General features: G+C 45.2%; 25 protein-coding genes. 7 read left to right on the top strand and 18 right to left on the bottom strand.

Going from position 1 to position 25,849, the window contains the following annotated elements:
• Positions 1-108 precede the first annotated feature (108 nt).
• The gene (locus tag ACQCN2_RS19675) at positions 109-1,251 is read left to right on the top strand and encodes a hypothetical protein (RefSeq protein ID WP_426930649.1); all 1,143 of its coding nucleotides are present in this window, start codon (positions 109-111) and stop codon (positions 1,249-1,251) included.
• A 118-nt stretch (positions 1,252-1,369) separates the two neighbouring features.
• The gene (locus ACQCN2_RS19670) at positions 1,370-2,035 is read left to right on the top strand and encodes a DUF2642 domain-containing protein (protein ID WP_426930648.1); all 666 of its coding nucleotides are present in this window, start codon (positions 1,370-1,372) and stop codon (positions 2,033-2,035) included.
• Between the two features lie 133 nt (positions 2,036-2,168).
• On the opposite strand, the gene cshA is transcribed toward ACQCN2_RS19670, so the two are convergent.
• The 6 genes from cshA to ACQCN2_RS19640 form a co-directional block, all read right to left on the bottom strand.
• Positions 2,169-3,677, bottom strand: a complete 1,509-nt coding sequence (gene cshA / locus ACQCN2_RS19665; RefSeq protein ID WP_426930647.1) for a degradosome RNA helicase CshA — start codon at positions 3,675-3,677, stop codon at positions 2,169-2,171.
• Positions 3,678-3,806: 129 nt separating this feature from the next.
• Positions 3,807-4,004: a cold shock domain-containing protein gene (locus tag ACQCN2_RS19660; protein WP_426930646.1), complete on the bottom strand. Its 198-nt coding sequence runs from the start codon at positions 4,002-4,004 to the stop codon at positions 3,807-3,809.
• A 179-nt stretch (positions 4,005-4,183) separates the two neighbouring features.
• On the bottom strand, positions 4,184-5,575 hold the full coding sequence (locus tag ACQCN2_RS19655; protein WP_426930645.1) for an MATE family efflux transporter: 1,392 nt from the start codon (positions 5,573-5,575) through the stop codon (positions 4,184-4,186).
• A gap of 24 nt (positions 5,576-5,599) precedes the next feature.
• Positions 5,600-7,618, bottom strand: a complete 2,019-nt coding sequence (locus ACQCN2_RS19650; protein WP_426930644.1) for an ATP-binding protein — start codon at positions 7,616-7,618, stop codon at positions 5,600-5,602.
• A 340-nt stretch (positions 7,619-7,958) separates the two neighbouring features.
• Positions 7,959-9,509 (bottom strand): flotillin lipid rafts scaffold protein FloT, encoded by a 1,551-nt coding sequence (gene floT / locus ACQCN2_RS19645; protein WP_426930643.1) that lies wholly within the window; start codon positions 9,507-9,509, stop codon positions 7,959-7,961.
• Between the two features lie 24 nt (positions 9,510-9,533).
• Positions 9,534-10,055: an NfeD family membrane protein gene (locus ACQCN2_RS19640; protein ID WP_426930642.1), complete on the bottom strand. Its 522-nt coding sequence runs from the start codon at positions 10,053-10,055 to the stop codon at positions 9,534-9,536.
• A gap of 164 nt (positions 10,056-10,219) precedes the next feature.
• Between ACQCN2_RS19640 and ACQCN2_RS19635 the strand changes: the two genes are divergently transcribed.
• Positions 10,220-10,609, top strand: coding sequence for a YmaF family protein (locus ACQCN2_RS19635; RefSeq protein ID WP_426930641.1), 390 nt, complete (start codon positions 10,220-10,222; stop codon positions 10,607-10,609).
• Between the two features lie 86 nt (positions 10,610-10,695).
• Here the strand turns inward: ACQCN2_RS19635 and ACQCN2_RS19630 are convergent, their stop codons facing one another.
• The 5 genes from ACQCN2_RS19630 to ACQCN2_RS19610 all read right to left on the bottom strand — a co-directional run bounded on the left by ACQCN2_RS19630 (position 10,696) and on the right by ACQCN2_RS19610 (position 15,470).
• Positions 10,696-11,637, bottom strand: a complete 942-nt coding sequence (locus ACQCN2_RS19630; RefSeq protein WP_426930640.1) for a DUF1259 domain-containing protein — start codon at positions 11,635-11,637, stop codon at positions 10,696-10,698.
• Between the two features lie 152 nt (positions 11,638-11,789).
• Positions 11,790-12,614, bottom strand: coding sequence for a DUF2935 domain-containing protein (locus ACQCN2_RS19625; RefSeq protein WP_426930639.1), 825 nt, complete (start codon positions 12,612-12,614; stop codon positions 11,790-11,792).
• A gap of 126 nt (positions 12,615-12,740) precedes the next feature.
• Positions 12,741-13,715, bottom strand: a complete 975-nt coding sequence (locus ACQCN2_RS19620; protein ID WP_426930638.1) for an aromatic acid exporter family protein — start codon at positions 13,713-13,715, stop codon at positions 12,741-12,743.
• Between the two features lie 174 nt (positions 13,716-13,889).
• A complete protein-coding gene (locus ACQCN2_RS19615) occupies positions 13,890-14,519 on the bottom strand; it encodes a DUF3298 and DUF4163 domain-containing protein (protein WP_426930637.1) in 630 nt (209 codons plus the stop codon).
• Between the two features lie 147 nt (positions 14,520-14,666).
• Positions 14,667-15,470 carry a hypothetical protein gene (locus ACQCN2_RS19610; protein ID WP_426930636.1) on the bottom strand — a complete coding sequence of 268 codons (804 nt, stop codon included), beginning with the start codon at positions 15,468-15,470 and terminating at the stop codon, positions 14,667-14,669.
• A 265-nt stretch (positions 15,471-15,735) separates the two neighbouring features.
• Between ACQCN2_RS19610 and ACQCN2_RS19605 the strand changes: the two genes are divergently transcribed.
• On the top strand, positions 15,736-16,707 hold the full coding sequence (locus ACQCN2_RS19605) for a hypothetical protein (protein WP_426930635.1): 972 nt from the start codon (positions 15,736-15,738) through the stop codon (positions 16,705-16,707).
• A 49-nt stretch (positions 16,708-16,756) separates the two neighbouring features.
• On the opposite strand, the gene ACQCN2_RS19600 is transcribed toward ACQCN2_RS19605, so the two are convergent.
• Positions 16,757-17,419 (bottom strand): hypothetical protein, encoded by a 663-nt coding sequence (locus ACQCN2_RS19600; RefSeq protein WP_426930634.1) that lies wholly within the window; start codon positions 17,417-17,419, stop codon positions 16,757-16,759.
• Positions 17,420-17,746: 327 nt separating this feature from the next.
• Here ACQCN2_RS19600 and ACQCN2_RS19595 point away from each other — a divergent pair, with 327 nt between their 5' ends.
• Genes ACQCN2_RS19595 through ACQCN2_RS19585 form a run of 3 tightly spaced genes read left to right on the top strand, consistent with a single transcriptional unit; the run spans position 17,747 to position 18,515 of the window.
• Positions 17,747-18,079, top strand: a complete 333-nt coding sequence (locus ACQCN2_RS19595; RefSeq protein WP_426930633.1) for an RNA polymerase sigma factor — start codon at positions 17,747-17,749, stop codon at positions 18,077-18,079.
• 12 nt (positions 18,080-18,091) lie between these two features.
• On the top strand, positions 18,092-18,310 hold the full coding sequence (locus ACQCN2_RS19590) for a helix-turn-helix domain-containing protein (RefSeq protein WP_426930632.1): 219 nt from the start codon (positions 18,092-18,094) through the stop codon (positions 18,308-18,310).
• Positions 18,311-18,323: 13 nt separating this feature from the next.
• Positions 18,324-18,515 (top strand): hypothetical protein, encoded by a 192-nt coding sequence (locus ACQCN2_RS19585; protein ID WP_426930631.1) that lies wholly within the window; start codon positions 18,324-18,326, stop codon positions 18,513-18,515.
• Between the two features lie 265 nt (positions 18,516-18,780).
• On the opposite strand, the gene ACQCN2_RS19580 is transcribed toward ACQCN2_RS19585, so the two are convergent.
• The 6 genes from ACQCN2_RS19580 to ACQCN2_RS19555 form a co-directional block, all read right to left on the bottom strand.
• On the bottom strand, positions 18,781-20,340 hold the full coding sequence (locus ACQCN2_RS19580) for a DHA2 family efflux MFS transporter permease subunit (RefSeq protein WP_426930630.1): 1,560 nt from the start codon (positions 20,338-20,340) through the stop codon (positions 18,781-18,783).
• An 11-nt stretch (positions 20,341-20,351) separates the two neighbouring features.
• Positions 20,352-21,593: an efflux RND transporter periplasmic adaptor subunit gene (locus ACQCN2_RS19575; protein WP_426930629.1), complete on the bottom strand. Its 1,242-nt coding sequence runs from the start codon at positions 21,591-21,593 to the stop codon at positions 20,352-20,354.
• 13 nt (positions 21,594-21,606) lie between these two features.
• Positions 21,607-22,266 carry an efflux RND transporter periplasmic adaptor subunit gene (locus ACQCN2_RS19570; RefSeq protein WP_426930628.1) on the bottom strand — a complete coding sequence of 220 codons (660 nt, stop codon included), beginning with the start codon at positions 22,264-22,266 and terminating at the stop codon, positions 21,607-21,609.
• Positions 22,263-22,700: a MarR family winged helix-turn-helix transcriptional regulator gene (locus ACQCN2_RS19565; RefSeq protein ID WP_426930627.1), complete on the bottom strand. Its 438-nt coding sequence runs from the start codon at positions 22,698-22,700 to the stop codon at positions 22,263-22,265. Before ACQCN2_RS19565 ends, ACQCN2_RS19570 begins: the two co-directional genes overlap by 4 nt.
• A gap of 163 nt (positions 22,701-22,863) precedes the next feature.
• A complete protein-coding gene (locus ACQCN2_RS19560; RefSeq protein ID WP_426930626.1) occupies positions 22,864-24,396 on the bottom strand; it encodes a long-chain-fatty-acid--CoA ligase in 1,533 nt (510 codons plus the stop codon).
• Between the two features lie 151 nt (positions 24,397-24,547).
• The gene (locus tag ACQCN2_RS19555) at positions 24,548-25,747 is read right to left on the bottom strand and encodes a cytochrome P450 (RefSeq protein WP_426930625.1); all 1,200 of its coding nucleotides are present in this window, start codon (positions 25,745-25,747) and stop codon (positions 24,548-24,550) included.
• Between the last annotated feature and the right edge of the window lie 102 nt (positions 25,748-25,849).

Raw genomic sequence — 25,849 nt, 5'->3', positions numbered from 1 at the left:
GACGACTATTTTACAAAATCTAGGGAAACGTTTATATCAGCTCATTTCTAGTCTCATATACATACATTACAAATCAACCTTAAAGATATTTGAAAGGGGTCAGTTTGAATGGCGTTCAATTCCGCTTCGCTTTTATCGTCGCTTGGAAAGATCGTACGCGTGTATAAGGGAGGCCCTGAAAGCAAAATCGGTAGACTCATTTCCGTCACCGAGTCGTATATCCTTCTAGACACGTTGAACGAAGGCGTTATTTTCTACAACTTGGAGCACATCAAAAGTATGTCAGAAGATCTGAACGTTACCTACGCGCCAGCCATCTATCGCCCCGATGACTACTTTGTTCGTTTTAGTTCTTTACCTACCTTGAATGAAGTATTAGAAAGCATGAAGTACAGTCTCGTCCGAGTTGACCGTGGCGGTCCCGAATCAAGAGTTGGCCGCTTACTTGGTGTAGCTCCAGACTTCTTTGTCCTCTCAACGAAAGAAGATGGCATACTCTACTACACGTCCCATCACATTCGAAGCATCACTGAAGAGCCTGGAAACGAAAAAGTGCTCAGTCAATATCCGAACTATGTTGATGCCCCTAATCTCAGCAATCTCCTGACCAATCTGCATAATCGTTGGGTCAAAATTAATCGTGGCGGCCCAGAAATGGTGGAAGGCATTCTTACAGACAATTGGGAAGACTATGTCGTAGTCATTCACAACAAAGAAATATATAGGATCGCGGTCGACCATATCCGCAATATTAGCTACACGAACAGCGTAGCGGTTAATCAAAATAGCGAAGCGATAAACGAAGAAGATTTATCACAAAACCAAGTAAATCAGGGTAACAGCTTAAATGAAAAAAAAAACTGGGTAACGATTCGAAGAGCTAAACGTATTTCTTCTAAAAGTTCGAAGAGTGGCAGAAAAAACAGAATTAAACGCGGCACCAAAACAACGATTAATCGACTTCGCTACTCCCGTCGCAGTGTCATTCAGATCGTAACCTCCAGAAAGCAAAGGAAACAGGTAAGAACTCCCTCACTGGGTCGCAGGAATATCCAAAAGGCAAAAGTTTCCCGTAAACAACAAAGGCAACTTGTCGCCACCCAACGAAGCAGACTTGACGCCATCCAAAGTAGAAAATCCATTTGGATAAATCATGCAGCACCCCCCATCCTTACGATCTCCATGAATAGACGCGGAGGAATTCAAGGGCTTTTCATACAAAAGGGAGCTTCAATTCGTCGAACAAAATAAGTGTGTATACGGAGCTTCATGTGAGAGCCCCTACAACATTCTTTTATCTGTGCGGGATGCGCTGGTTAGGTCTGAAGCCAGTGCACCCACGGGGCCAGTAGGAGGAGGAGGTAGGAAGATGAATTTCTTGGATCAGTTTCTCTACAAGCAGGTGTTCCTGGAGTTATCGGGGAAGACCAAGCATACAGGCATTCTCATTGATTACGGCAATGACATCCTTGTACTGTTCAATGGGCAAGATTATTTCTATTTTCCTCTCATGCAAGTGCAAAATCTCAATCTTAATCGAACCCCCGACCCAAAGCTTGTGTTACCTGATAATAGCACTCCCAGCAATGATCAGGATCGAATCTCTTTTCGCAAGATCCTGTTAAACGCAAAAGGCATGTTCGTCAAGATTTATGTGACAGGCAATCAAACGATACATGGCTATGTCCTGAATGTGCTCAATGACTACTTCTTATTCAATTCCCCGGTTTATAAAACCATGTCGATCGCCATGCATCATCTAAAATGGTTGGTTCCCTATACCCAAAATGTTACGCCATACACCCTTAACAACCAAAACATCCCGTTTTCTTCGATGCTCCCCAGTACCTCGCGAACATTTGAGGAACAACTCAAACGATTGGAAGGCAGTATCGTTGTGTTCGATATAGGTGACCATCCCTATAAAATCGGATTGCTTAAAAAAGTGGCAAGCAATTCAGTCATCATCGTAGATGGGGATGGGGATGAAACATATTGGAACCTTCAGCATCTTAAAACTGTCCATACTCCGTGACCGTCTTCCCGACTAATTGAGGCAAAGCCGCGCGATTAGGAATCATCGGCGATTGCCGAGTCTTTGGCGACGATTTAAAAACAAAAAAGCCGAGTTTCCCCGGCTTTTTTAAATCTACGTATTGCCAATTAAGTTAGGTTGTCGTTACCGGTTTGCGGTTCGGACGCGGATTTCCCTTTTTGCCTCTTGGCGCTCCGCCGCCTTTGCCATAAGACCCTTTGTTTTCTCCGGCACCTTTGCTGAAGTTGCCACCCTTGTTAAAGCCTTTGCCTGGGCCTCGTCTGTCCGATCTGAATTTGCCACCCGCTGGCTTTTGTTTAACGCGTAGTGGTCCTTCTTCTGTCAAACGAACTGGTGTTGTGTCAGGCTCTTTGGTCAGCATTTTCAATGCGGCTGATACCAAGGTGATAGAGTCGGTTTCTTCCAACAGTTCTTCTGCCGCAGCGTGATAATTATGAAGCTGTCCTTCTTGCACAATATCGAGCAGCTTCTCAATCACCATGCGCTGTTGTCCTTCAATCGCTTCAGCCATTGTCGGAACAGAACGGCGCTCCATTTTGCGGTTGGTGATTCGTTCAATCGTGCGGATATGCTCGATTTCACGCGGTGTCACAAATGTAATGGCTAAGCCTGTTTTACCCGCGCGGCCTGTTCGGCCAATTCGGTGTACATAGCTTTCCGGGTCTTGTGGAATGTCGAAGTTGAACACATGGGTAACTCCGCTAATGTCCAGACCGCGTGCGGCCACATCTGTTGCGACAAGAACTTCAATAGAGCCTTCCTTGAAACGACGCAGTACGCTGTCACGCTTCGCTTGGTTCAAGTCGCCGTGGATACCCTCTGCGGAATAGCCGCGTTTGTTTAACGCCTCAGACAGCTCGTCTACTCTTCGCTTCGTTCTTCCGAAAACGATGGCTAATTCCGGTGTATGCAGGTCCAACAAACGGGTAAGCGCATCGAATTTTTGTTTCTCTGGCAGCTCAATGTACTGTTGAGCAATGCTGGAGATCGTCAGCTCTTTCGCTTTGACGGCGATCAACTCTGGATCTTTCATGAACTTAACCGCAAGATCCTTGATTTGTTTCGGCATCGTAGCTGAGAACAGCAAGGTTTGGCGTTCTTCCGGAATCTCCGAAAGAATCTCTGTAATATCATCGATAAAGCCCATGTTCAACATTTCATCCGCTTCGTCCAGGACAACCATGCGGATCGAGTTAAGACGAATGGTCTTTCTTCTCATGTGATCCATGAAACGTCCAGGTGTAGCCACGATGAGTTGAGGTTTTTTCTTTAATGCCTTGATTTGACGGGTAATATCTTGCCCACCATAGATTGGCAGGGCACGGATGCCTTTGACATTCCCGATCTTGTTTACTTCTTCTGCTACCTGTACTGCCAACTCACGAGTCGGAGCCAATACCAGGCCCTGAATCGCTTCTTCGTCTACATTCAGTCGTTCGATCAACGGAATACCGAAAGCCGCTGTTTTACCTGTTCCCGTTTGTGCCTGTCCGATTAAATCCTTACCTTCCAAGGCAAGCGGGATGGTTTGCGTTTGTACTGGTGTAGCCTCTTCAAAGCCCATATCATTCAATGCTCGAGTGATCGAGTGATGAAGTCCAAATTCATAAAAAGTCGCCAATTCTGGTCATTCTCCTTTAAGCTAAAAAAATTGTTCACTATTGATTTATTCCCTGAAAAAGAGGGCAGTATTCCTTTGGAATGGAATCTGCCCTCTTTGCTCGTTTATTTTTAAACGTTATTAGACAAATTACAGACGAACTACGTTTGCAGCTTGTGGACCACGGTTGCCATCCACAATGTCGAACTCAACAGATTCGCCTTCGTTCAAGCTTTTGAAACCATTACCTTGGATTGCGGAGAAGTGAACGAATACGTCGTCACCATCTTCACGCTCGATGAAACCGAAACCTTTTTCTGCATTAAACCATTTAACTTTTCCTGTCATGTTTGTAGCCTCCCAATTAACATTTTGGTAAAAAGTTGAAAATCCTAAACATCCTTCGCCCTAATGTTTAACAAGAGGCCAAACAGCTTTATGATCTTCAACACATTTAACTGCATCTAAGAATACCATCTTTCCCCGCATTAGGTCAAATCATTGACGTGTCCAAACATGTCGAAAGTCTAAATTTTTTTCGCCTCAAGCATTTTGGCCTGTTTCCAATTGCCGAACAAATAATAAAGAAGGGAGAGACAGACCGCGATGGAGAAGCTGATAGGAAAACTCCACCAGATGCTGTCCAAGCCATAGGCACCCGCCAAATAATAAGCGAGCGGTATGCGGATAATCCAAAGCGCGATGAACGTCACCATCAACGGAACAACCACAGCACCGGTCGAACGGATCACACCAGCCAAAACGAAGTTAATTCCAAACAAAACAAACGCCCACAATGTCAGCGAATTGATATGCATGCCTATGTTGATGGCATTTCCTTGTGCCGGCAGAAACAGAGACAGTGCCTCCCGATTATACACGTACAGCAAGGCCGCCAATACTCCGGACATCAGAAAGTTGAACAACACCCCGATCAACGTCGTTCTATGCACGCGATCCCACTTCCCCGCCCCTACGTTCTGTGCAGTGACGGAGGAGACAGCAGCCCCGATCGCCATCGCAGGCATTTGGATGTAATTGGACAGCTGTGTGGCCGCACCATAAGCGGCCGTCGCATCGGAGCCGAAGCGGTTGACCAAATTGACCAAAGCGATCGCGCTGGACGAGACAACCATCATCTGAAAGCCCATCGGAATGCCTTTTTTAATCAGCGATCCGATGATTTGGCTGTCGAATCTCAGATAATGGAGCTCGGTACGGGTAATCCGCAGGAAATATTCTTTTCGATACAAATAGATCGTCAGACAGATAAGGCTGACTACCTGGGCAATAAAAGTTGAAAGCGCCGAGCCCGCAATCCCCAACTTCGGAAACGGACCAATCCCAAAAATCAACAAGGGGTTGAACAATATGTCTAAACCAACAGACAGCAGCAAAAAGTAAAACGGAGTCTTGGAATCCCCAGATCCTCTTAGAATCATCATGATGAAGTTATATCCATACATGAAAGGAATCCCGACAAACAGAATGCGCGTGTAGGCCATCGCAAGTGGCAAGACATCAGCTGGCGTATGCATCCACGATAGAATATGCGGCGAGAGAATATAACCCGCCGCGGCAATGATTATAGCCAGGGTGAAAAAGAACAAAGCGCTGCTGCCTACCACTCGCTTGGCTTGTTCCATATCCTTGGCTCCAATGCTCTGACCGATCAAAATGGTCGAGGCCATTCCGATTCCAAAGATCGAGCTTAAGAGAAAAAACATGATGATATTCGCATTGGAGGTGGCGGCCAGAGCGGTCTCCCCCAGAAATTTCCCGACCCATATCGAATTAATCGATCCATTCAACGATTGCAGGACATTGCCGAACAGAATGGGAAGCGCAAAGAAGAAAAGTGTTTTGGCGATAGGGCCTTCTGTCAGGGTTGCTTTTCCCCGTTCTGCTGTTTGTTCCATTATATGTATCCACTCCTTTACCTCCTAATCAAACGGCAAGAGAATATCGACGTTCGTACCTTTGCCAAGCTCGCTGATCATTTCTATACGTCCGTTGTGCGCTTCCACGATTTTATAGCACATCATCAAGCCAAGACCCGTCCCCTTTTCCTTAGTGGTGTAGAAGGGTTCCCCCAGTCTCTCCATCCGTTCTTTTGGGATCCCGCTGCCATGGTCAAGAAAACGGATGACAACTTCTCTTTCATTCTTCCGTTTTACGCGTATCCGGATACTTCCCCCATGAGGCATCGCTTCCATCGAATTCTTGATGATATTGATAAAAAGCTGCTTCAATTGACTTTCTTCACACACGATGAGAGGCAAATCTGCCGAAACCCTTACTTTTACTTGCATGTTGAGCAGCAATAGCTGGGGTTCTAACAAAGAGATGACGTTCTGTAGAATCGGTTGAACACTCATTCGCACCACTTGAGTCATCTGCGGTTTCGCCAAGGTCAAAAAATCGTTCACGATACGATTGATCCGATCAATCTCGCCATGCATGATTTGATAATATTCCTGTTTGGTCGCAGTCTCGGATTCTAGTAATTGAACAAAGCCTTTAAGGGACGTAAGCGGATTGCGAATCTCATGAGCGATCCCGGCTGCCAGCTCTCCCGCTACCGTCAGCTTATCTGATTTTCTCAGAAGTTCTTCGGCCTGTTTGCGATCGGTAATATCCAGCAGAGTGCCGGTTATCGCCAGCTTGCCGCCAAATATCGTCAAGGAGAAGTGGGTCTCCAGATAAAGCGTGGACTTATCCTTGTGATAGCCTTGCGTTTCCAGACGTGGAACATGCTCTCCTTCCAGGCTTCTACGCATCACTTCACTGATCTTTGCACGGGAACTTGAGCGAATGTACGTTTCAAACTGGGTCAACTCCATCTCTTCGACGGTATAGCCAAATATTTCGGCAAATCGCGGATTTACATAGACGAGCTTTTCATTTTGAAGAATAAACACACCCACAGGCGACTCCTCGACCAGCCCTCGATAGCGGGCCTCCGCTTCGATTAAGGCCGCTTGGTTCGCCCTTTTCTCCTGCATATAAATGATCTGTCTTAGCATAACAAGGCTGAGCGCAAGAATACAGCCTACTGTAATCATAGGTGTCATCTGCGCCTTGTCAATAGAGACGAAAAATAAAAGCATGGCGCTAATAAATGGGATGAAACCGACGAAGCCCTGATTATCCTTGGCTGGAAAGCGTTCTTGAAGCAGCTTGGAACGCGAACTTGTATCCTCCTGACAATAGCCGGCAATTCCGATAAGCAAAAGTCCAAGTGAGTATAGCGGATCGATCATCCCGCCATAATAACTGCTCGGTTCTTCCTGACCGATCAACAGAAAATTGGCAAAGTTCGACGCCGCCTTGATTAAAAATCCGCAAGTAATCAGCATAAAAGGCATTCGCGATACCTGTTCAGACGAAACAAGGGATATGATCACCATCCCCAAGAAAAGGAGCATATTCGCTGATATATAAATCAAATATAAAATAAGGTAACCCTTGCATTCGAAGCGCACCGCATTGGATAGAACCGGCTCAATAACATATGCCCAGCTCAAGGTGAACGAAGCGATCGCAAACGTAAGGATGTCGATAAAGGTTCGTATAACGGCATGATTTTTTGGGGTGCGGATGAGCTTATAAATCACTCCCGCCAGGAAACACAGACATTGCAAAACCCAGAACAAATCTGCCCATCCAGGCACAGGAGGTTTCAATTGCAAGTAAAGCTCCTGGTAATTCCAGATCATTTGCGCAATGACAAAACTAAGCGATCCGCCTGTGAGCAGGAACCAAAAGCCCTTGTCTTTTGCGGAGGCTGATCGGTACGTCTTCATTAACCAATAGGTAGTAACCATTGCCGCCAAAAGCTGCAAGGTGTTCCCGCCTAGCAATTTTATCTGAGAATTCTGATTGAAAATGAGAAGCCATCCATAGTAAAGAACAATATAGAGAACGATGAACGCGAAGGCCAAATACCTAGAAAATCTCATGGCTACCCTCCACAGCTAATTCGGTGACCTAAACTAGTTTATCAGAATATTTTTGCATATTATTCAAAATTTGTCATGTGAAGAATTGGGTAGAGACAAGACTTCGTCCATCGGCTCTCTGTTTAAGCTCTCGTGAAGCTTCTACTGTCCGCTCCGTTCACTACGGAAGGGAGTCGACAAGAAAAAGTGGACGAAGTCTTGTCTTAAGCGGGCTAACGAAAATGGAAAGAACGTGCAACTACTTTATCACCATAAAGTAGTTGCACGTTCTAATTATATAAAACGACGATCCCACAGGTCATTTACTTGACCTATAGAATCGCCGTTTATTGGTATTCACTTATTTTTCTAGTGTCTCCTTGTTGGCAACCGCTACTTCACTCATGCTTTTATCCATGATTTCATTGGCCGCCGGAACAGGGATGGATGGTTCTGTCGTAGGTTTAATCATCGTGGAGATCATGCTGTTCAAGTCAAGTCCCGTTGTATCCTTGAGCATCTCCGGGAGTTGTGTCATCAGCTTGGTTACGTTGTTGCTGAATCGATTGATGCCGTCTCCTTGGCCATTCCCGTTGTCAATCACGGTGACTTTATCAATCGAACGGATTGGCTCGGCGATCTTGCTAGCAAGCTCTGGCATCGTCTTGAGAACCAGCTCCAGCACCGCTGCCTGACCAAACTTCTCGTACGCCTCCGCCAGCTTCTGCTTCCCTTCCGCTTCGGCTTCCAGCTTCAAGCGGGTAACTTCGGCTTCCGCCATCCCTTTTGCCTTTTCAGCCTCAGCTTGCGCGATCCCTTTCGCTTTCTCCGCTTCGGCCTGCGCGAGTCCTTCCACGCGTTTCTGCTCGGCATGTGCTTCCGCTTCCCGAATCAAGCGAATCTTGTCTGCTTCGGCCGCTTGCTCCACGGCATAACGATCGGCATCCGCTTTCTTCTTCACTTCCGCATCGTATTGTTTCTCGCGACGTTGGATTTCTTTTTCTTCCAACTCGATCTCTTTTTCTTTTTGGACGAGGGTAACCTTCATCTCTTCTTCCGTTACTTTTTGACGAGTGACCGCTTCCTGCAATCGATACGCCTGGTCCGCTTCCGCCTTGGCTCTATCCTGTTCCTGTTTGAAAGAGGCTACCTTCAGCTCTTTTTCTTTTTCGGCTTCGGCGATGTTCGTTTCTTTTAACAATTCCGCCTTTTGTGCTTCCTCTTCCGCTCTGGCACGACGGATTCGCGCTTCCTTATCAGCTTCAGCCTGCGCAATGATCGCGTCTCTTTTTACGGCTGCAATCTCTGGAAGACCTAGCGATTTCAAATAGTCGTTCTTGTCGCGCAAATCGCGGATCGTGAGACTGACAATGACCAGCCCCATCTTTTGCAGGTCCTGCGCAGCGACTGTCTGAATCTCCTGTGCGAATTTTTCCTTATCACGGTTCAAATCCTTAATCGCCATACTACCTACGATGGAGCGCAAATGACCTTCCAGCACCTCCTTGGCTTGCCCGCGCAATTCTTCATCCGATTTGCCCATGAATTGCTCTGCGGCTGTAGCAATGTCTTCAATTGTTCCGCCAATCTTGATAATGGTGACGGAATCGGCCATCACTGGAACCCCATTCGAGTCATATACTTCCGGAGTCGAGATTTCCAAGGTATGAGAATGCAAGCTGAGGAAATTCGCCTGTTGAAAAATCGGCAGAATAAACGAACCGCCGCCGCGCACAATCTTCACTCTGGCGCCATGCTCATCTGTCTTCACAATGCGGGAACCAAGGAAACTTCCTGTCACAATCATCGCTTTATCCGCACCAACCGTCTTATATCGGGCGGCAAAGACAAGTCCAAGCACCACAACCACGGCAAGAACCGCAATCGCTACATAAATCGGCAACGACAACATCAACATCATTCCCCTCCATTTAACTTACAGCTTAAGTAAAGAAACGGCTAATACCTTCTTGTCTACCCTTACGACGACCACCTTGGAGCCTCTGGGGATATCGACCTGATCGAAGCTCGTCGCTATGTAATTGGAACGACCACTGGAGCAAATGATCACAACCTCTCCAAACCCTCGGGCGGGCACTGTTGTGTAAACCTCACCGACACTGCCTTCCAGTTCTTGAATGGAGAACGCCGTGGTACTCTCCGCCTTGGCCATAGGCTTCACCCATAGAAAATAGAACAGGACACACAAAATAATTCCAACGACCGCAGATACAACCAGAATAGAAAGTGCCCCCAGTTGGGTCGAATACGTCATGATTAAACCACAACCGCCAAAACCTGTGATCGCCGAGACAATACTGAGCGGCTGTAAAAGAGGAAGATCAAGTCCAGCGAGCCAGTGACCGATCGCTTCCCCAAACACTAAAGCAAGCAGAGCGTAGAGTACACCGAATGCAAGACAAGCCATAAAAAGACTCTCCAGGGTACTCACTTCCATCATCACCTCCTCTCTTCCGTCATGGAAATTCAACCATTATATTCCATATACGAATGAAATCGAAATATGTTGCAAAAGTTCAGAAATTCCCTCTAGAAATTTAGATACCTCCATCTCCCCCTTTACATACGATGTAGAATCTTTGAAAAGATAGGGGGATCTGAATGAAAATAGCGGTAACTGGCTTTGTCATTGATTCCAATGAGTTTGATTCCCAACATTCCCACACTCTTTATATCACGAGTTGGGATGGAAAACCTGTTCACACACATGCCTTCTCAGGGTGTACTACTTGTGATGATGGACACTCCCACTACTATTCAGGAATGACAGAGCCAGCACAAACTGGAGTACCACACGTTCATAACTACTATACCGTGACAGCTGTAAAAGACGGACACACGCACGTTATTCAAGGAACAACTGGCCCTGCTATCTCGTTGCCAACTGGCGGACATTATCATCGTTTTGAGGGCTACACAACCGTGAATGGCATGCACCCACATTCACACATGTATAGTGGAAATACGGGAAATCAGCAAGGCGCCTATTAACCTTCGCTGTTTTCGTACACTACTCCCTGTTTGAACGAAAAAGCCGGTACCCCTGTGTCCAAGGATACCGGCTATTCATGCTGTGGCTATTTCGTTTTTGTTACAACACTGGTTTGATTCAGTGCTGAGCGGATACCACGAGCCAATTTGGTTGGTTCATCCAACGCATAGAAGTGCAGGAAGAATAATCGAGGAGTTTCATCCAACATGTGATTGTGTATGGCTGTTACGGTAATTCCGTTTTTCGTTAATTCACGAACAACCGGATTTACTTCGCTTGAAAGCAGGACTAAATCGCCAGTTGTTGCTACTTTATCACCAACGACTTGTAAATTAATCGGCATGGCGATCCCCATTGCAGGTGGTATCTCTACACCTTTTGCCGTAATTTTTTCCGGTCTTGGGATTGAGAATTGAAACACTTTTCCTTTTTGTTGACCTTTATATCCGATGATGTCTTCCACTTTCGACCAGTTAAAGGCAGACAAAGGTTTTTCAGGCGGTGGAGAAGTTAATGGGGTGCTTGTCAGGGCAAGAGCATCCTTCATTTTTTGAGCCAGAGCAACTGGATCTCCGTGTCCAGCAACATGTAAATACATGATTTTTGGGTTTTCTTCGATGATATGGTTGTGTAAGGCAGTTATGTCAATTCCAAGCTCAGCTAGCTTCGTTTCAACCGGCTTAACTTCTTTTTCAAGAAGAACAAGATCGCCCATCATCATCGATTGGCTATCCACCTGTTGGAAAGCCAAATAAGTTGTTAAAGCAAGGTTCGGATCGATTGGAACACTCCCTACTTTGACATGCAAATCGGAACGAGGAAATGTTATTCGAAAGACACCCGCTTGAATTTCACCCTTGTTAAACACTTTCTTGACTGACTCCCAATTCGGACCTTGCTCTTGCGTTACTTCAGGAAGGGTTTGGGTGACGGATCCTGTTTGAACGAAGCTACTTACGTCCAAGAATCCAACTATCGCAACCATTAGTCCTGCAAGAATGGATATAAACAATCGTGATTTCTTCATTTCGGCCTCCTGTAAAGTACTTCATCCATTTGTTTTCCCAAGATGTTTTTCCTTATACATAGGCCACCGCCAACGAGATGCGGATTATGTAAAAAAGAGAATCGCCTAGAGGAGACGCTTCCCTTTTTTATAATCACAGGATGTACTATCAATTATGTTAAAGTAGAGCTAATCGCTTCTCGCATTGATTGAGTTCCTGACAACACACGTTCAAACGCATCTAAAATCTCAAGAAAATGGGATGCCTCTCTAAATACGTGATCTGCAAGAAGTGGAGGAATAATACTCTTAATTTTGCATGCTTCGATCAGATCACGAGCGGTCTTTTTGAAATCACGTAGTTGACGAACAGAAACCCGATTTACATCTACCATTTGTTCAAGTAATGGCACTGTTTGTGACTGTGGCCGCATCGAATCAAGATCCTGAGCCTGAAAAAGAAGTTGGTCGAAATCATGGCTAAAATCTCGTGCTTGTTCTACGAGTTTACGTTCTGAAGGATCAAGTAAATGGTTAATAAACTTAGCATGATCCGCCATAATACGGAGGAAGAACACATTTTCATTAATCACGGCATCAGGTAAAGGGTCCAGTGTACCCGTGTTTAACTGTTCCAATCTCCGCATAAAATAATTTGCTTCTCTACTTACATGATCAACAAGTAAAGGGAAATTATTACCCCCAATTTGGCAACGTAAGATTAGCCCAAGCACTCTCCGTTTAAACGCGTAAATGAGACAAACAGCGTTATGAACCGTCTTGTTAAATTCATAGATGGTTCCCGGATCAGCGTTTTCAGTAAAGGCATGTGATTGATTTTCAATTTGTTCAAAGACCCTGTAGAATTGATTAGCCTCGTTAATTAATTGCTCATCCTCACAGTAAAAGCCTAAGCGCAAGAATAATGAGTGTTCCTTCATTATTCGGGACCAAAACCGAATTTCATATAACGACCGTTCAACAAATGCATCCGCCACGAAGCTCCTCACTCCCCCTATATATCTTCTGTGTATTTCTATGCTCCTACCCAAATTCATGAATGGGCAAAAGCCTACGGGGATAAAAAAAACCATCTCCGGCTCTTTACCGACGATGGTCTTGGTCTACTCACTTGCTCGCTCAATTTGCAAACTGCTTGGACGATAATACTCGTACTTGATCATCAGATAACGTTCAATCTCATTTAAGAGAAAAAAAAGTGATGCGCGTGTTTCAAATTCTTCCCTCGTTTGCGGGAGAGGAGTTTGTTTGATTTGCTCTCGCATTTCGCTTAATTCCGCTAAGAATAGATGGGCTGTATTGCCTGGATGGACGTTCGCGCTTAATTTCTCCAGAAAATCCGCAATGTGTTCCCCTTGTGGTACCTGAAGATTAAGCGATGAGACAATCGGCAATATACTCTCCAGCAGGGCAAACTGCTTGTCTCGTATATCAAAATAATGATAGAAGACTTGCTCCTGCCGCAAAAACTGATTCTCGACATCCTGCAAAGCCAAACTCTTGGCTCTGTGTAAGAGTACGGCTGTATCGATCATTTCCTTTCCGCTCCAAGCGCTTTCTCCTACTCGCATATAGATGGAAAACTCTCTTAAGATTTTGGCAAAATTCTCTTCGATCGCTTCCTGTAGTGCTTTTAGTTCCTTGTCGGCTCTTGGCATGTGCAGATTCATCAGGAGCGCAACGCCAATCCCAACAGCAATCAGCTCCAACTCATTCAGGATGATCCCGAAGTTAACCTTTTGGAGCGTATAAATGTGCAGAATAATAACCGAGCTGGTGACAAACCCTTCTTTCACTTTAAGGCGCACCACCGCCGGAATTAAAAAGAGCAGCATCACCATAATCGTGAGCGGCGTATAGCCAAATCCCTCGAAGAAAACTGCACTAAACAATATCCCCAGCAAACAAGCGCCCAACCGTTCAAAAGAGATTAATAACGACTGTTTCCGCGTAACCTGTATACACAGAATGGTGATGATTCCCGCTGACGCATAAAACTGAAGACCTAACTGATGGGCAAGAAATACGGACAGTCCGGTTCCCACTGCGGTTTTGATTGTTCGATATCCTATTTTCACAAACCTTCATTCCTTTTCACTCTGTTTACCCTCACTTGCAAAGGTTCATGTCTCTCCTACCAGTTTACCACTCCTTAGCATAAAAACCCAATCAGGTTCACAATGAATGAAAAATGTCTGAACCATTGAACCGGATCCAGACATGAAATCTTGAATGAGGAGATACTGTCCATCTCATGAAATATCTGCTGCCATGATGCTGATTGGACTTTGATCTGTGACAAGAGATTGCAGATCATATACTGAAATGGGAAACATCGGGAACCCTACATAATAAGGAGTAATCTCGTAGAGCGCAAAGTAAACGACCAGAGCTTTATCCGCCAGATAATAGGCCTGATTGGGAGCAATGGACTGAAACGGAGGGTTAAGCAGCGGGAGGTTGCGTTGTTTGATCTGAGCGGCAATGTTAGCAGAGATCACCTGAACATAATTGGCTCCGGGCGCAAACAAGTCAGGGAGCTGATACTGTTTTCCGGTAAGGACATCAAACGTTAAGGAAGCAAGCAGAGTAAAGCCATGGGCCATATGCTCGGAGTACGCGTAGTTGCTTAACGTCAGGCTCAGGATTCCTCTCTCGTTGGTTTTGATTTCGTAATGGCCAATCATCTCCATTAGCTTGGTCGGCTGGTACTTGCGCTGTCCATCCATCAAGGCGCGCACCTGACCAACTATTGCAGCGTTAAGCGATTGCTCCACCTGCGGATTAGACAAGCCGCTCACCTGCGGAACGTATATCGTCGTTTGCGGTGCAGTAATGACTCGGGTTTCAATCCTCACTGGCAACTGAAAAGCCATCTTCATCTCCCTTTCCCTTTCGTAGGCATTCGATATCATAGCCTATTCAGAAAGGTCAGGTTCCGCTTCAACTCAAATCCGAAAAACAAACCTCGTGAATCTGCTCACGAGGTTTGTTTTGGGATTGCATCGTTCATTGTGTTTGTCTGCTTTTTACGGATAGGTCTTGCGAATGTTCGCCTCTGCCAGACTCCATTGATTGTCTGTCCAGCGCCAGATGGATACCGCATAAGCGATCGTGTCCGCATTGGAAATCCCAGTAATCCGCTGCACGCCCTGCAATTCGCAGGTTCCGTCATGGTTCACGTCCACCGGCAGGAGCAAACTGTACGGGTTAACCGTAATAGTAGGCGGCTTAATCAGCTTGCCATTTTTGTAGATTCCCGCTTGGTCATACTCTTTTTTGCGATCCTCCAGCGAAAGGACAAACTCTCGGCCAGTGTTCACAATGGTGAACTTCACTTGATAATTGTCCTGATAGGCTCCGGTCACTTGTAGCGGATTGGGCACAGGCAACTCTGTAGATTGGTTGTTCTTTACGGTATACAAGTAGGTGTTGGTGAACCCGCCGCTGCCGCCTGTCTCCACCGACACATAAATATCCTGTACTTTATCCTTGTTAAAATCGCAGAACTTCATTTTGGGGTTATAACCGCCTTGAAGCGGGATCGTGATGTACTTTTGATCCTTTGGATTGGCGACGGTGATATAGAGTTGATCGTAGTAGGGGCTGTCTTCTCGCAGCTTCTTCCCAACGAGTGAGACAATGTCCGGCGTGCCATCTCCTGTTACATCAATGCTTTGCTTTGCAATGACCATAGATCCAGGAGGGAGATTGAATTTGCTGTAATCTCCTGTTATAGGGGTAGGTGTTCCTTCACTGCCGTAAGCAATCCCCCCTAATGTGAGCAGACATGTGATCGTGGCGAGTAGCCAAATGCGCAACCAGTTCTTCATCTTGGGTAGAATCTCCTTTTTTAGTGTTAGTATTACCCAAGGAAAGAAGAGTATGTAAGAAAAATGTTTTAAGCTATTTTCTACTCTATATCCCTCAATTAAATGAAAAAATAACCCAAGCTTGGCTACGGGTTATTCCACAAATAAAATTTTTTTCAAAATGGGGGTATTAAATCCCTCTTTTTTTTTCCTAGTAAGTGAAAACGACAAGTTGAGCGCTCAAGATAGTCGTTTATCAGATATTAATAGAATGGAGAGATGTTAAATGCCAGCACAAAGACGATTTCTACACTTGTATACAGGACAAGGTTACACAGTCACGCAAGATTATATCAATAGACTGGATGGACTTTGTTTCACTGATTTTATCATCCACTTGGGGTACCATACTAAATCAACTTTGAAATCTAGCCAAAGTGCAAGCGAAAGAACAAACATTATCAATCAATCAATTTCTGACTTAGATAAGTTTCTTGATATGCATATCAAATCGCCACTCTTCCAAAACAATAACGATAATATCTGGATTAGCACCCCACATATTGATCCTGAATCATTTGCGAACGCCATAGACTTCCAGCGCAATATGGAGGACTTTATGTCTAGAGCCGTAGAACTGGTGATGAAAAAAGATATCAATCTCTATAATAGAGATTTTCAAGGATTTAACTTCCGGACTGAAGCTGCTCACCCTAACTATCAAAAAATTGATGCTTCTAATCCAGTTTCAAACCAAATGGTTCGTTTAATGAACAACATGGCTTATTATGTTCGTAATACTGTAAGCAGACAATTCATGTGGAACCCGTACTATGGAACTGGTACTTTAGCTGAAAACGTTATTCACAATGTTGGGGTTATTACTAATCGAACCAATATCTTTGACTTTGTATTGATTCAACCATCCTACTATTTCAATCCAACTGAACAACATAAAATAAACCTTAGCAGGGTACGAACAAGTGCAAAGGATAAGGCTGTAGTGGATATAAACGGTAATCCTGTTGCAGGTGGACGCGCATCTTATGCAACGGCAAAGATTGGTGTGATTATGGAAGTCGATAATGATGGAATCCCAGGCAAAAGTAAAAATGCTATCTATGAAGAATGTCGAAAAGAGCTTAATCCATTGGTTATGGACCGTACTATTCCAATTGCTTGGTATGCTGGAACTCCCGATAATATTTCCAACGTATCCAAATTACGAGACTTAATCACTGCCTTCTGGAATTACTAATCAGCAAGCAAAAAGCGAAGTAATATCACTTCGCTTTTTTGCTGTTCTCTTATTTTTTCTTTTTTATAGAAACACCTGCAAAGTCTTTAAAAATCTGGCCATTTGGATCATTTACACGGTTAAAATAATACACGTAAGTCATGCTCATTTGATTATCACCACCGTACTCTTCCACCTTGATAGGCAAAGAGGTTGAGGCATCAATATACGCGATTCTATAGGTTTTAGTTTGTGGCTTGGGATTAACATCTGATCTCAATTTGTTTACTTTTTTTCCGTCAAGCTGTACAGTCCCAATGGGTTTCCACCACTCTTGTTTATACGTACTAATAGTATCCTCAAACAAAGATTTGTATGGTTTGGATTGCTTCACGCTCAGTGAAGTGCCCTCTAATTTTCCAGCTTTTAAGCTAATTAAATAATAGTGACCTTCGTGATGAATCGTTCTCTCATAAGAAGCCAATCCATTATTAGATAAGGAATACCGATCTATTCGTGTATCGCCGGTAGTGGAGTCATACCATTCATCAATTGTATTATCCAGACCATCTTTAGGGTCAATCACCAATGTTTGCATATGTTCTACAGAAGATTGAGACTGTACATTATTGGTTGTGGAATTGTTATTCGCATAAGCAGAAGATGGGCTTAATCCATTCCAACCAAGCGCAAGAGTCATCACAAAAGATATGATTAACCGAATCCGTTTCAAATTAAAAACCTCCAGACATTTTTCACTTCATATATTAGACGTTGCGGGAGGTAAAAAGTTCCAATAATACCCTAGAAATTGGATTGATATTAACAAACCAAAGCATTGTTATAGCAGAAGGATTCACCACAACCCTAGGAAAGTGTGGAATATAAAAAAGATACTTGGATAGTAAACAATTAATTTTAAAATCAATGAAAAAACCGCCCACATAGCCCTAATATTTGGTAAAATAGAAACATACGTTCTCGAACGTATGTTTCTATTTGCTAAGAAGAAAAGGAGGGATATTTTTCTGAAAAATTACCTAGATCAAGGAGGGATTCAATGGAAAGTCAAACTTTAAAAAAAGTCTATTTGAAGCACTTACAACGAATTGCATGGCGTCTACAATACGAAGCAAAAAAGACGTATCGTCACGAAAGTATGTTAGAAGATGTGTGGTCAAAGGACGAAATGAACAATGTAGATTCTAATTTGTTTGTGGAAGAATTACTTCTTACGCTTCCTGACCGTGGGCGATATATTATCAAAAAAGTTGTGATCGAAGGAATACCGGAAAAAGAAGTAGCAGAGTACCTGCAGATTTCACAAAAGCGTGTACATGTATGTAAAATGAAGTATTTGCAAGCACTCCGCCAAAAACTTATTTCTGCCTAAAGGAGAGATTGCATGATGACACGTCTAGCCGAAATACCCGAACAAGAGTTTTGTACATTGGTTCATGATGCTCAGAGAGGAAACAATCAAGCTATCGAAACTTTACTGGAACTGTTTGAGCCAAACATGGAAAAGCTATCTTGGTTCATTCGAATGCCCCGAGAAGATAGTAAGCAGTACATGCGCCTTGAACTCTTGCAAATGATTCAAGGTAATATATCGATAAAATGAAGGGGGAAAAGGAATGAACGAAAGTATTGTCAGTATTATCGCCATCGTGATCGTTGCTTTATCTCTTATCGTGGTTTACCAACACCTTGAGTTAAGTGTCAAGATTAAAGACCTTGTGAATGTAACCCTGAAGGCAAACAAAGACGTTGAGGAACAAAAAGAAGAACCCGATTTACAATCGGATTCCCCTAACGAAAAAAACTAAACTTTCGAGAGAGAAGGGACTAGCTTCTCTCTTCCCCATTATACCAAAAGAAAAGGAGAGATAGGAATGGTTGAAGTATTGATGATTGTATCAGGGAGCGCTTTAATCGGAGTATTGGCTAGTCAGCAAATGCTCGTTAAGTGCTTACACGCGATAAAAAAATAGTGAATAAGACTGCAAGCCAAAGAGTTTTTACTAGCGATCTAAATTGTAATAAAAAGACTTCGTCCCAATTCGAACGAAGTCTTTTTATTCTCGATCAATTTTAACTCTTGGAAACAGGTGCTTCCGCCTTTTTCTTTCGTAAAAAGAGGAAAATCAACGGGATACAGATAAAGATCGGAATAGATGACACCAGGAAGGTATCGCCGATCGATCGGACGAGCGCTTCTTTTTGAATCACTCCACCCAAAACCTGATAAGCGGCTGCAGTTGCCGTTCCTGTATCCACTCCGCCTTGAGTATAGGCCCCTGTGATCATTTTCAGCGTTTGATTGGCCATATCCGAAGTAACCTGCACATTCTCGGCGATTTGGCTGCCATGCCACGTCCCGCGTTGTGTCATGATCGCCGTAAAGATAGCAATGGCCAAGGAGCCCAGCACCTGCCGAATCACGTTGGACAAAGACGAAGCCCGCCCAACCAGATGCCTTGGAACAGCGTTCATCCCGACAGTTGAGAGCGGCATCATGCTCAGACCAATTCCTATTCCCCGAATCGTCAACACGGTATCAAGCCAGTGGTTAGGCGTATCAATTTCCAATAGATGCAGTTCATAGGTCGTGACTCCAATAAGGGTCAGCCCGACTAATCCCAGAGGAATGACACCGAATTTATCAAACAGCCTGCCGCTTATCGGCATCATCAGTGCCATCGCGATAGATTGTGGCATTAACACCAACCCTGTATCGACAGGAGTTAGACCTTGAATGTTTTGCAGATAAATCGGGGTCAAAAAGATCCCCCCGTACATTCCCATCGTAACCAGACTAGATGTGATGACACTGAGAGAAAACGCCGGAATCTTAAACATCCGCAAATCCATGAGCGGCTGCTCTTGACCCGTTTCTACCCAGATCAAAAGTGCTAAACTGAAAATCCCGATGAAGAACAGGCTGACAATAAACAAGGAGGTCCAGCCTTCCTGCTGCCCTTTACTTAAAGCTAACAGGATGGATCCAAAGGCAATAACGGAGAAGATTGCTCCAACCTTGTCAAACGTGGCTTCTTTCTTGACGGGTGTTTCTCGCAGCAGAATCATGCACATGAAAACGGCAAGGATCCCGATCGGAACCGTCATGAAAAACAACATCCGCCAATTAAAAATCTCGATAATATATCCGCTTAATGTAGGACCGATCGCTGGGGCAGACATGGAAGCAATCCCCCATATCCCCAGCGCCATTCCAATCTGTTGACGCGGGATAATCATGTAAATCATCGACATCCCGATCGGCATGATCAGACCACCTGCGATCCCCTGGATGACACGGAACGCGATAATGCTTTCTTCACTCCAGGCAAAACCGCACAGTAGAGAGCCTGCCGTAAAACCTGCCAAGGAGATGATCAGGATTTTTTTGTATCCAAAACGATCTCCCAAAAAACCGCTCATCGGAATGACCACTGCGGAGGCCAGCATATACCCTGTCAATACCCATTGCATGGTCTGTGTCGTTGAACCGAACACGGAAACCAGGCTGGGCAATGCTACGTTCAGCAAGCTTGAATTGAGTACAGCGGCGAAGGTCCCGATAACGATGGCAACCAGAGCGAACCATTTATACGATTCACCATGTTGTGAATGTTCATTGGCTTGGGACACGGTATCGCCCCCTATTCAACTTGGACGCGACTTCCATCAGAAAGCTTGTCGCTCGGATTGAGTACAATCTGATCTTTGGCTTGCACGCCACTTTGGACATATACCCAATCAGCATTTTTGGATTCTGTCTTCACTTCCACTTGATGAATCGTATCGCCATCTACTTTATAGATAAAAGTTTTATTATCTTTCTTTACAAGCGCGGATGCAGGTAGCTCTAAGCGACTAACCGGCTGATTAGAGAAGGAAACCTGTGCGATCATCCCCGCGCGAAGCAGGCCTTCCGTATTCTGCACAACGATCTTCACAGGGAAGGTGCTACTGTTGGGATCTGAGACCGGACTGATAAATTCGACGGTTCCAGTAAATGTTTTATTCGGCAATCCGTTCACCTGGATAGTTACTTTGGAGCCTTGCTTCACTTGATCGATCTGATCTTGTGAGACACTCGCTTCCACTTTCACTGTATCCATGTTGACAATAGTGAGAAGAGGTGCAGCTGGTGAAGCCATCTCGCCCGGATCAATGGAACGACGGGACACAACGCCATCGATTGGCGATTTAATTACGGTGTTGCCGAGAGTGGTTTGAGCCATTGCCAGACTGGAACGCATGCGCTCCACATCAGAAGCGGAGGCGGCAATGCTGTTGCTCGTTGCCCCAGCTTGAGCCAGATCAAGCGCTGCTTTGGCTGCTTCATAACCCGTTCTGCCTTTATCCAAGTCTAATTGTACTTTATCCAGATCAGATTGCGAGACTGCCCCGGCATCGTATAAGGACTTGATGCGGTTGTAGGCTTTTTGCGCAGTGTCGTATCCAGCTTTGGCCTGGTCCACTGTGCTTTTCAATTGGTCAATCTGCTGGGAGCGCGCACCCGCTTTTAGATCGTTCAGTCGCGCTTCGGCTCCGGCAATTCCAGCTTGAGCCTGATTCACCTGCTGAACATAATCATCTGCTTCCAACTGAACCAGCACCTGGCCTTTTTTCACTTTGGTCCCTTCATCAACAGAGACACTGGCTACTTTGCCTGGCAATTTGGAAACGACTTGGATCTCTTGAGCGGCAGCCACTTTCCCATTGGCCATGACACCCGCAGCACCGCCATCCGCTACTTTGAACACTTTAACGGATGGGAGACTTTGTGCCTGCCCGCTGACCGGATCCGAACTGCAACCAGCTAGAGAGACCGACGTGGCAAGAAGTGTAAAAACAACAAACGACTGAATGTATTTATGACTAGCAATATTTTTCATCTGCATGATCACCTTAGTTTCCTTTCAAATGAATTTTGATCACAGCGTTCATTCCACCAAGCAAGTGCGCCCCATTCGAGGAATCGATGGAGATTTTAATCGGAATCCGCTGGGTCACCTTGGTGAAATTCCCGCTTGTATTGGTCGCAGGAAGTAAGGAGAACGTCGAATTGGTTGCTTGACCAATCTCTTTTACTTTTCCAGAGAATTGTTGTCCCGGGAAAGAATCTACAGTGAAATCAACCACTTCGCCTACATGAATCTTGTATAAATCGGTTTCCTCGATGTTGGCGGAGATATACAGATTGTTCTCGTCCATCACCATCGCAACCGCTTGCCCCGGTGATACCACTTCGCCCACCTTGGCCATAGTTTTGATCACCGTTCCGTTAATCGGGGAACGTAAGGAAGCATTCTCCAGGAGATTCCCTGGAATGTTGCTGTTATCTTGCTGACCCACAATTTGATCGGCCAGAACGGTATCTCCCTCTTCCATGGATAAAGAGGTCAGCTTGCCTGCGATTCTAGGCATCACCCGATAGATATCCCCCGTAATCCGGGCATCCTCTGTCTTCACATAGTGAGCTCCTTCGTACCAGTAGTAATAACCGATTCCTCCACCCGCCACTACCATAGCGGTGAGAATCAAGTATAGAACAAGCTTTCTTTTCATGGTTTCTCCTCAACTTTCTTCTCTAATTGATGAATGAGTAATTCCAGAGCTGAAACGATATTGTCTATTTGCTCTTCCGTTAGATCCTGAAACAGACGAGCTGTAAGCTCTTCTTGAAAAAATGGAACCTGTTTCTTTATTTCCTCAATCTTGTCTGTGCGATGAATCCAGACCACACGCCGATCTTCCTCATCTCGCGTGCGATGAACAAGTTGGTCACGTTCTAACCGATCAATGATTCCTGATACGGTACTGTAAGAAAGTTGTACGGCACTGCTAATCTGGCCAATTGTCTTTGGCTCATGGAAAATGGTCCGCAATACCAGAACCTGTGGCATTGTAATCCCTTGCTGCTCAAACTCCCGCGTCGTAATACAAGAAACCACTTTATTTAATCGTCGCAGATAATCACCGAGCAGGATTGATTTGTCCATTCACGCTCCCTCCATTTCATTTCGTACCAGAAAATTTCTCATACGAAATATTATACTCATTAAATTTACAGCGGCAAGAACTTTTTTATCCCATAAAAAAAGTCTCTAATAGAGACATAAAAAAGACGACGCAGTAGGAAATCCTACTGGTCGTCTTTGGTTACTAGACATTCTCCTTAGCTTCTGCTGTAAGATGTTCTCGCAAAGCTTTTCTGAGAATTTTGCCCGTTGTATTCTTCGGTAAATCGGAAACAAACTCTATCATTCTAGGCACTTTGTATTTGGCCATCTTCTCCTCGCAGAATTGAATCAACTCTTCTGAAGTGGTCTCTTCTGACTTGCGGGCGACAAAGGCTTTGACCGCTTCTCCATACTCTTGGTCCGGAACCCCAATCACGGCTACTTCAATCACCGACGGATGCTGATACAGCACTTCTTCCACTTCTCGCGGGTAAACGTTGTAGCCGCCCACCAGGATCAGGTCTTTTTTGCGGTCGACGATGTAGACGTACCCTTCATCATCCATCATCGCCATGTCCCCTGTGAACAACCAGCCGTTTTTCAGCACTTGGGCCGTTGCTTCCGGCATGCCGAGGTAGCCTTTCATCACGTTGGGGCCTTTGACTGCCAGTTCCCCGACTTCCCCTCTGGGAACCTCGTTTCCTTCGTCATCGACAATCTTGTTGCTGACCCCGGCAATTTCTACTCCGACTGAACCTGATTTTCTTGTTCCACCCAGTGGATTAAAGGTGGTAACCGGAGCCGCCTCCGAGAGTCCGTAGCCTTCAAGAACGATCGTTTGATACTTCTCTTCAAATCGGTACAACAATTCCACCGGCATGGACGAACCGCCAGATACGCACAACCGGATACTTTCGAAATCTTGCGCCCGTCCTTCCGGGTATTGAAGCAAGAAGTTGTACATCGTGGGCACACCCGCAAACAAGGTGGCTTTCTCTTCCCGAATGATCTCCAGAACGTGTGCCGGACTGAACTTCGGTATGATGATCACGGCAGCTCCGAGCGCGATTGGCGAATTAAGGCATACCGTCATGCAAAAGACGTGGAAGATCGGGAGCACAGCGACTACACGGTCCTCCTTGGTCAGTTGAAACAACGGATGCAATGCTTCCGCATTGGAGGCCATGTTCTGATGAGTGAGCATCGCCCCTTTTGGATTGCCTGTCGTTCCTGAGGTGTAAAGAATTACAGCCAAATCGTCCGGTGTCGTATCTGGCATGGAAGTCGTTTCACCATGGGAAGCTTCCAGAAGACTTGCAAAGCTGGTTGGACCTTCAACCTCCCCTGTATAAACGACGAATTGTACATGAGGTAATCGTTCTTGCATCGGAGCAATCACCTGTTCCAAGGCGCCAAGGGCTACGACCGCCTGAGCTTCGCAATTGGACAGGATATATTCAATTTCACGTGCCGAAAAGATTGGATTAATCGGAACAACGACCGCACCTGTTCGCAGAATCCCATAGTAAGCGCTTACAAATTCAAGGCTATTTCCAAGCACAAGAGCGACCCGGTCCCCTTTGCGAATTCCACGGGAGATGAGTCCAGCCGCTAACTTGTCAACATGATGATTCAACTGGGCATAGGTTATTTTCTCCTGATTATAGATAATCGCGTCCCGATCTGGATACATGGTTGCGCTTCGTTTTAAATTTTCATTCAAATTCCAGCTCATGGCCATTCCCCCTTGTAAGATCCTTATGTACCAGAGAAATTCGACCTGAATTCCTCATTCACCTTCTATATAATTTAGAATATTAGGAACTCTCTTTACGCAAAACCGTTACGAACAAAAAAGCTGATGTCACCACGACACCAGCCTGAGCTTATTGAACAGTAACCGGAAGCTTCTTAACGCCAAACACAAATGGGCTTGGAATCGGAATCAAGGCTTCCCCTTCCTTCAGGGCAATCTGTTGATAGCGAGAGAGTAAAATCTCCAGCGCAATCTTTCCCTCCAAACGAGCAAGCGGAGCTCCCAGGCAAAAATGAATCCCGAAACCAAAAGAAATATGGGGATTCGGCTTCCGATCCGGGTTAAACACACCCGGATTCTCAAATTTATCTTCATCCCGATTAGCCGAGATCACCCAGTTGATCACCTGAGCTCCCTCTTGAATCTGCTGTTCTCGAATGACCGTATCCTGAGTCGTTACGCGTCCAATCGCTTGGATTGGCGGATAGAATCGGAGGAATTCTTCGACCGCATCCGTAAGTTTATCAGGATGCTTGCGCAATAAATCTTGCAGCTGGATATCCTCCGTCATATATCGAACGGAATTCGCTATCAAGTTGGTAGTTGTTTCATTTCCCGCCACCAGCAGCAAAATGCAAAAGCTAAGCACTTCCTCTTCCCGCAGTTTCTGCCCATCCACTTCTGCCTGCAGCAGCAAAGAGATCAAGTCGTCCTGCTGTTTATTCCCGCGCTCTCGTATAATGTTTTGGAAATAGGCTGCCAGCTTGCCAATGGTTTGCTCCCGTTCCTTGAGAATCGCTTCATACGCTTCGTCCGTGTTCACTTCAGGTCCTTTGACCAGTACATCAGACCATTCCTTAAACAACATCCGATCGTTGGAAGGAATGCCAAGCATCTCCGCAATGACGATCACCGGGAGCGGTCCAGCCAGATCGCGGACGATATCCAGTTGATTGCTTGCTTTTACATCTTCCAAGAGTTCATTGGTGATGTCTATGATTCGTGGAGTGAGGTCATTTACTTTTTTAGGAGTGAACGCCTTGTTTACGAGGCTACGCATTTGGCTGTGCTTTGGCGGATCCATTGTTAATAAGCTTTCTACTTTCTCCGCTATCGCTCGTTTTGAAGAGAAAACCGTGGTATTTTTTAAGATGGAGTGAACATCCTCATAGTGAAACACATCCCAGCAATCCCGGTCTGGGTCGTATCGAACGGGAGTCGCGCGCCTCAGCTGCTCCATAACCTGGAACGGAGAAAGCCGCTTTTCAACCGTATCCAGCTCTTTCATTGGGATAATGTTTGCGTAACGTTGTGGCGCCTGTTGTGCCATCAGCCATTCTCCCCCTATTTTGACCAAGTAACAAATTCCAGCTTATCTTAACCGAGAGTCTGTTTTTTTATCGAAAAGAAAAGGACCATCCTTCACGGATAG

The sequence above is a fragment of the Brevibacillus ginsengisoli genome (assembly GCF_050113715.1).
In the GTDB taxonomy this organism is placed as follows: domain Bacteria; phylum Bacillota; class Bacilli; order Brevibacillales; family Brevibacillaceae; genus Brevibacillus_H; species Brevibacillus_H ginsengisoli.
This window is presented reverse-complemented; position numbering and strand designations above follow the sequence as displayed.

Excerpts from the sequence above, each read along its gene's own strand:
- ACQCN2_RS19650 (WP_426930644.1), bottom strand. The coding sequence starts at position 7,618 with ATGAGATTTTCTAGGTATTTGGCCTTCGCGTTCATCGTTCTCTATATT.
- ACQCN2_RS19555 (WP_426930625.1), bottom strand. The coding sequence starts at position 25,747 with ATGGCACAACAGGCGCCACAACGTTACGCAAACATTATCCCAATGAAA.
- ACQCN2_RS19675 (WP_426930649.1), top strand. The coding sequence starts at position 109 with ATGGCGTTCAATTCCGCTTCGCTTTTATCGTCGCTTGGAAAGATCGTA.
- ACQCN2_RS19670 (WP_426930648.1), top strand. The coding sequence starts at position 1,370 with ATGAATTTCTTGGATCAGTTTCTCTACAAGCAGGTGTTCCTGGAGTTA.
- ACQCN2_RS19585 (WP_426930631.1), top strand. The coding sequence starts at position 18,324 with ATGAACGAAAGTATTGTCAGTATTATCGCCATCGTGATCGTTGCTTTA.
- ACQCN2_RS19610 (WP_426930636.1), bottom strand. The coding sequence starts at position 15,470 with ATGAAGAACTGGTTGCGCATTTGGCTACTCGCCACGATCACATGTCTG.
- ACQCN2_RS19570 (WP_426930628.1), bottom strand. The coding sequence starts at position 22,266 with ATGAAAAGAAAGCTTGTTCTATACTTGATTCTCACCGCTATGGTAGTG.
- ACQCN2_RS19635 (WP_426930641.1), top strand. The coding sequence starts at position 10,220 with ATGAAAATAGCGGTAACTGGCTTTGTCATTGATTCCAATGAGTTTGAT.
- ACQCN2_RS19640 (WP_426930642.1), bottom strand. The coding sequence starts at position 10,055 with ATGGAAGTGAGTACCCTGGAGAGTCTTTTTATGGCTTGTCTTGCATTC.
- floT (WP_426930643.1), bottom strand. The coding sequence starts at position 9,509 with ATGTTGTCGTTGCCGATTTATGTAGCGATTGCGGTTCTTGCCGTGGTT.
- ACQCN2_RS19655 (WP_426930645.1), bottom strand. The coding sequence starts at position 5,575 with ATGGAACAAACAGCAGAACGGGGAAAAGCAACCCTGACAGAAGGCCCT.
- ACQCN2_RS19595 (WP_426930633.1), top strand. The coding sequence starts at position 17,747 with ATGGAAAGTCAAACTTTAAAAAAAGTCTATTTGAAGCACTTACAACGA.
- ACQCN2_RS19660 (WP_426930646.1), bottom strand. The coding sequence starts at position 4,004 with ATGACAGGAAAAGTTAAATGGTTTAATGCAGAAAAAGGTTTCGGTTTC.
- ACQCN2_RS19615 (WP_426930637.1), bottom strand. The coding sequence starts at position 14,519 with ATGAAGATGGCTTTTCAGTTGCCAGTGAGGATTGAAACCCGAGTCATT.
- ACQCN2_RS19630 (WP_426930640.1), bottom strand. The coding sequence starts at position 11,637 with ATGAAGAAATCACGATTGTTTATATCCATTCTTGCAGGACTAATGGTT.
- ACQCN2_RS19575 (WP_426930629.1), bottom strand. The coding sequence starts at position 21,593 with ATGAAAAATATTGCTAGTCATAAATACATTCAGTCGTTTGTTGTTTTT.
- ACQCN2_RS19565 (WP_426930627.1), bottom strand. The coding sequence starts at position 22,700 with ATGGACAAATCAATCCTGCTCGGTGATTATCTGCGACGATTAAATAAA.
- ACQCN2_RS19605 (WP_426930635.1), top strand. The coding sequence starts at position 15,736 with ATGCCAGCACAAAGACGATTTCTACACTTGTATACAGGACAAGGTTAC.
- ACQCN2_RS19560 (WP_426930626.1), bottom strand. The coding sequence starts at position 24,396 with ATGAGCTGGAATTTGAATGAAAATTTAAAACGAAGCGCAACCATGTAT.
- ACQCN2_RS19590 (WP_426930632.1), top strand. The coding sequence starts at position 18,092 with ATGATGACACGTCTAGCCGAAATACCCGAACAAGAGTTTTGTACATTG.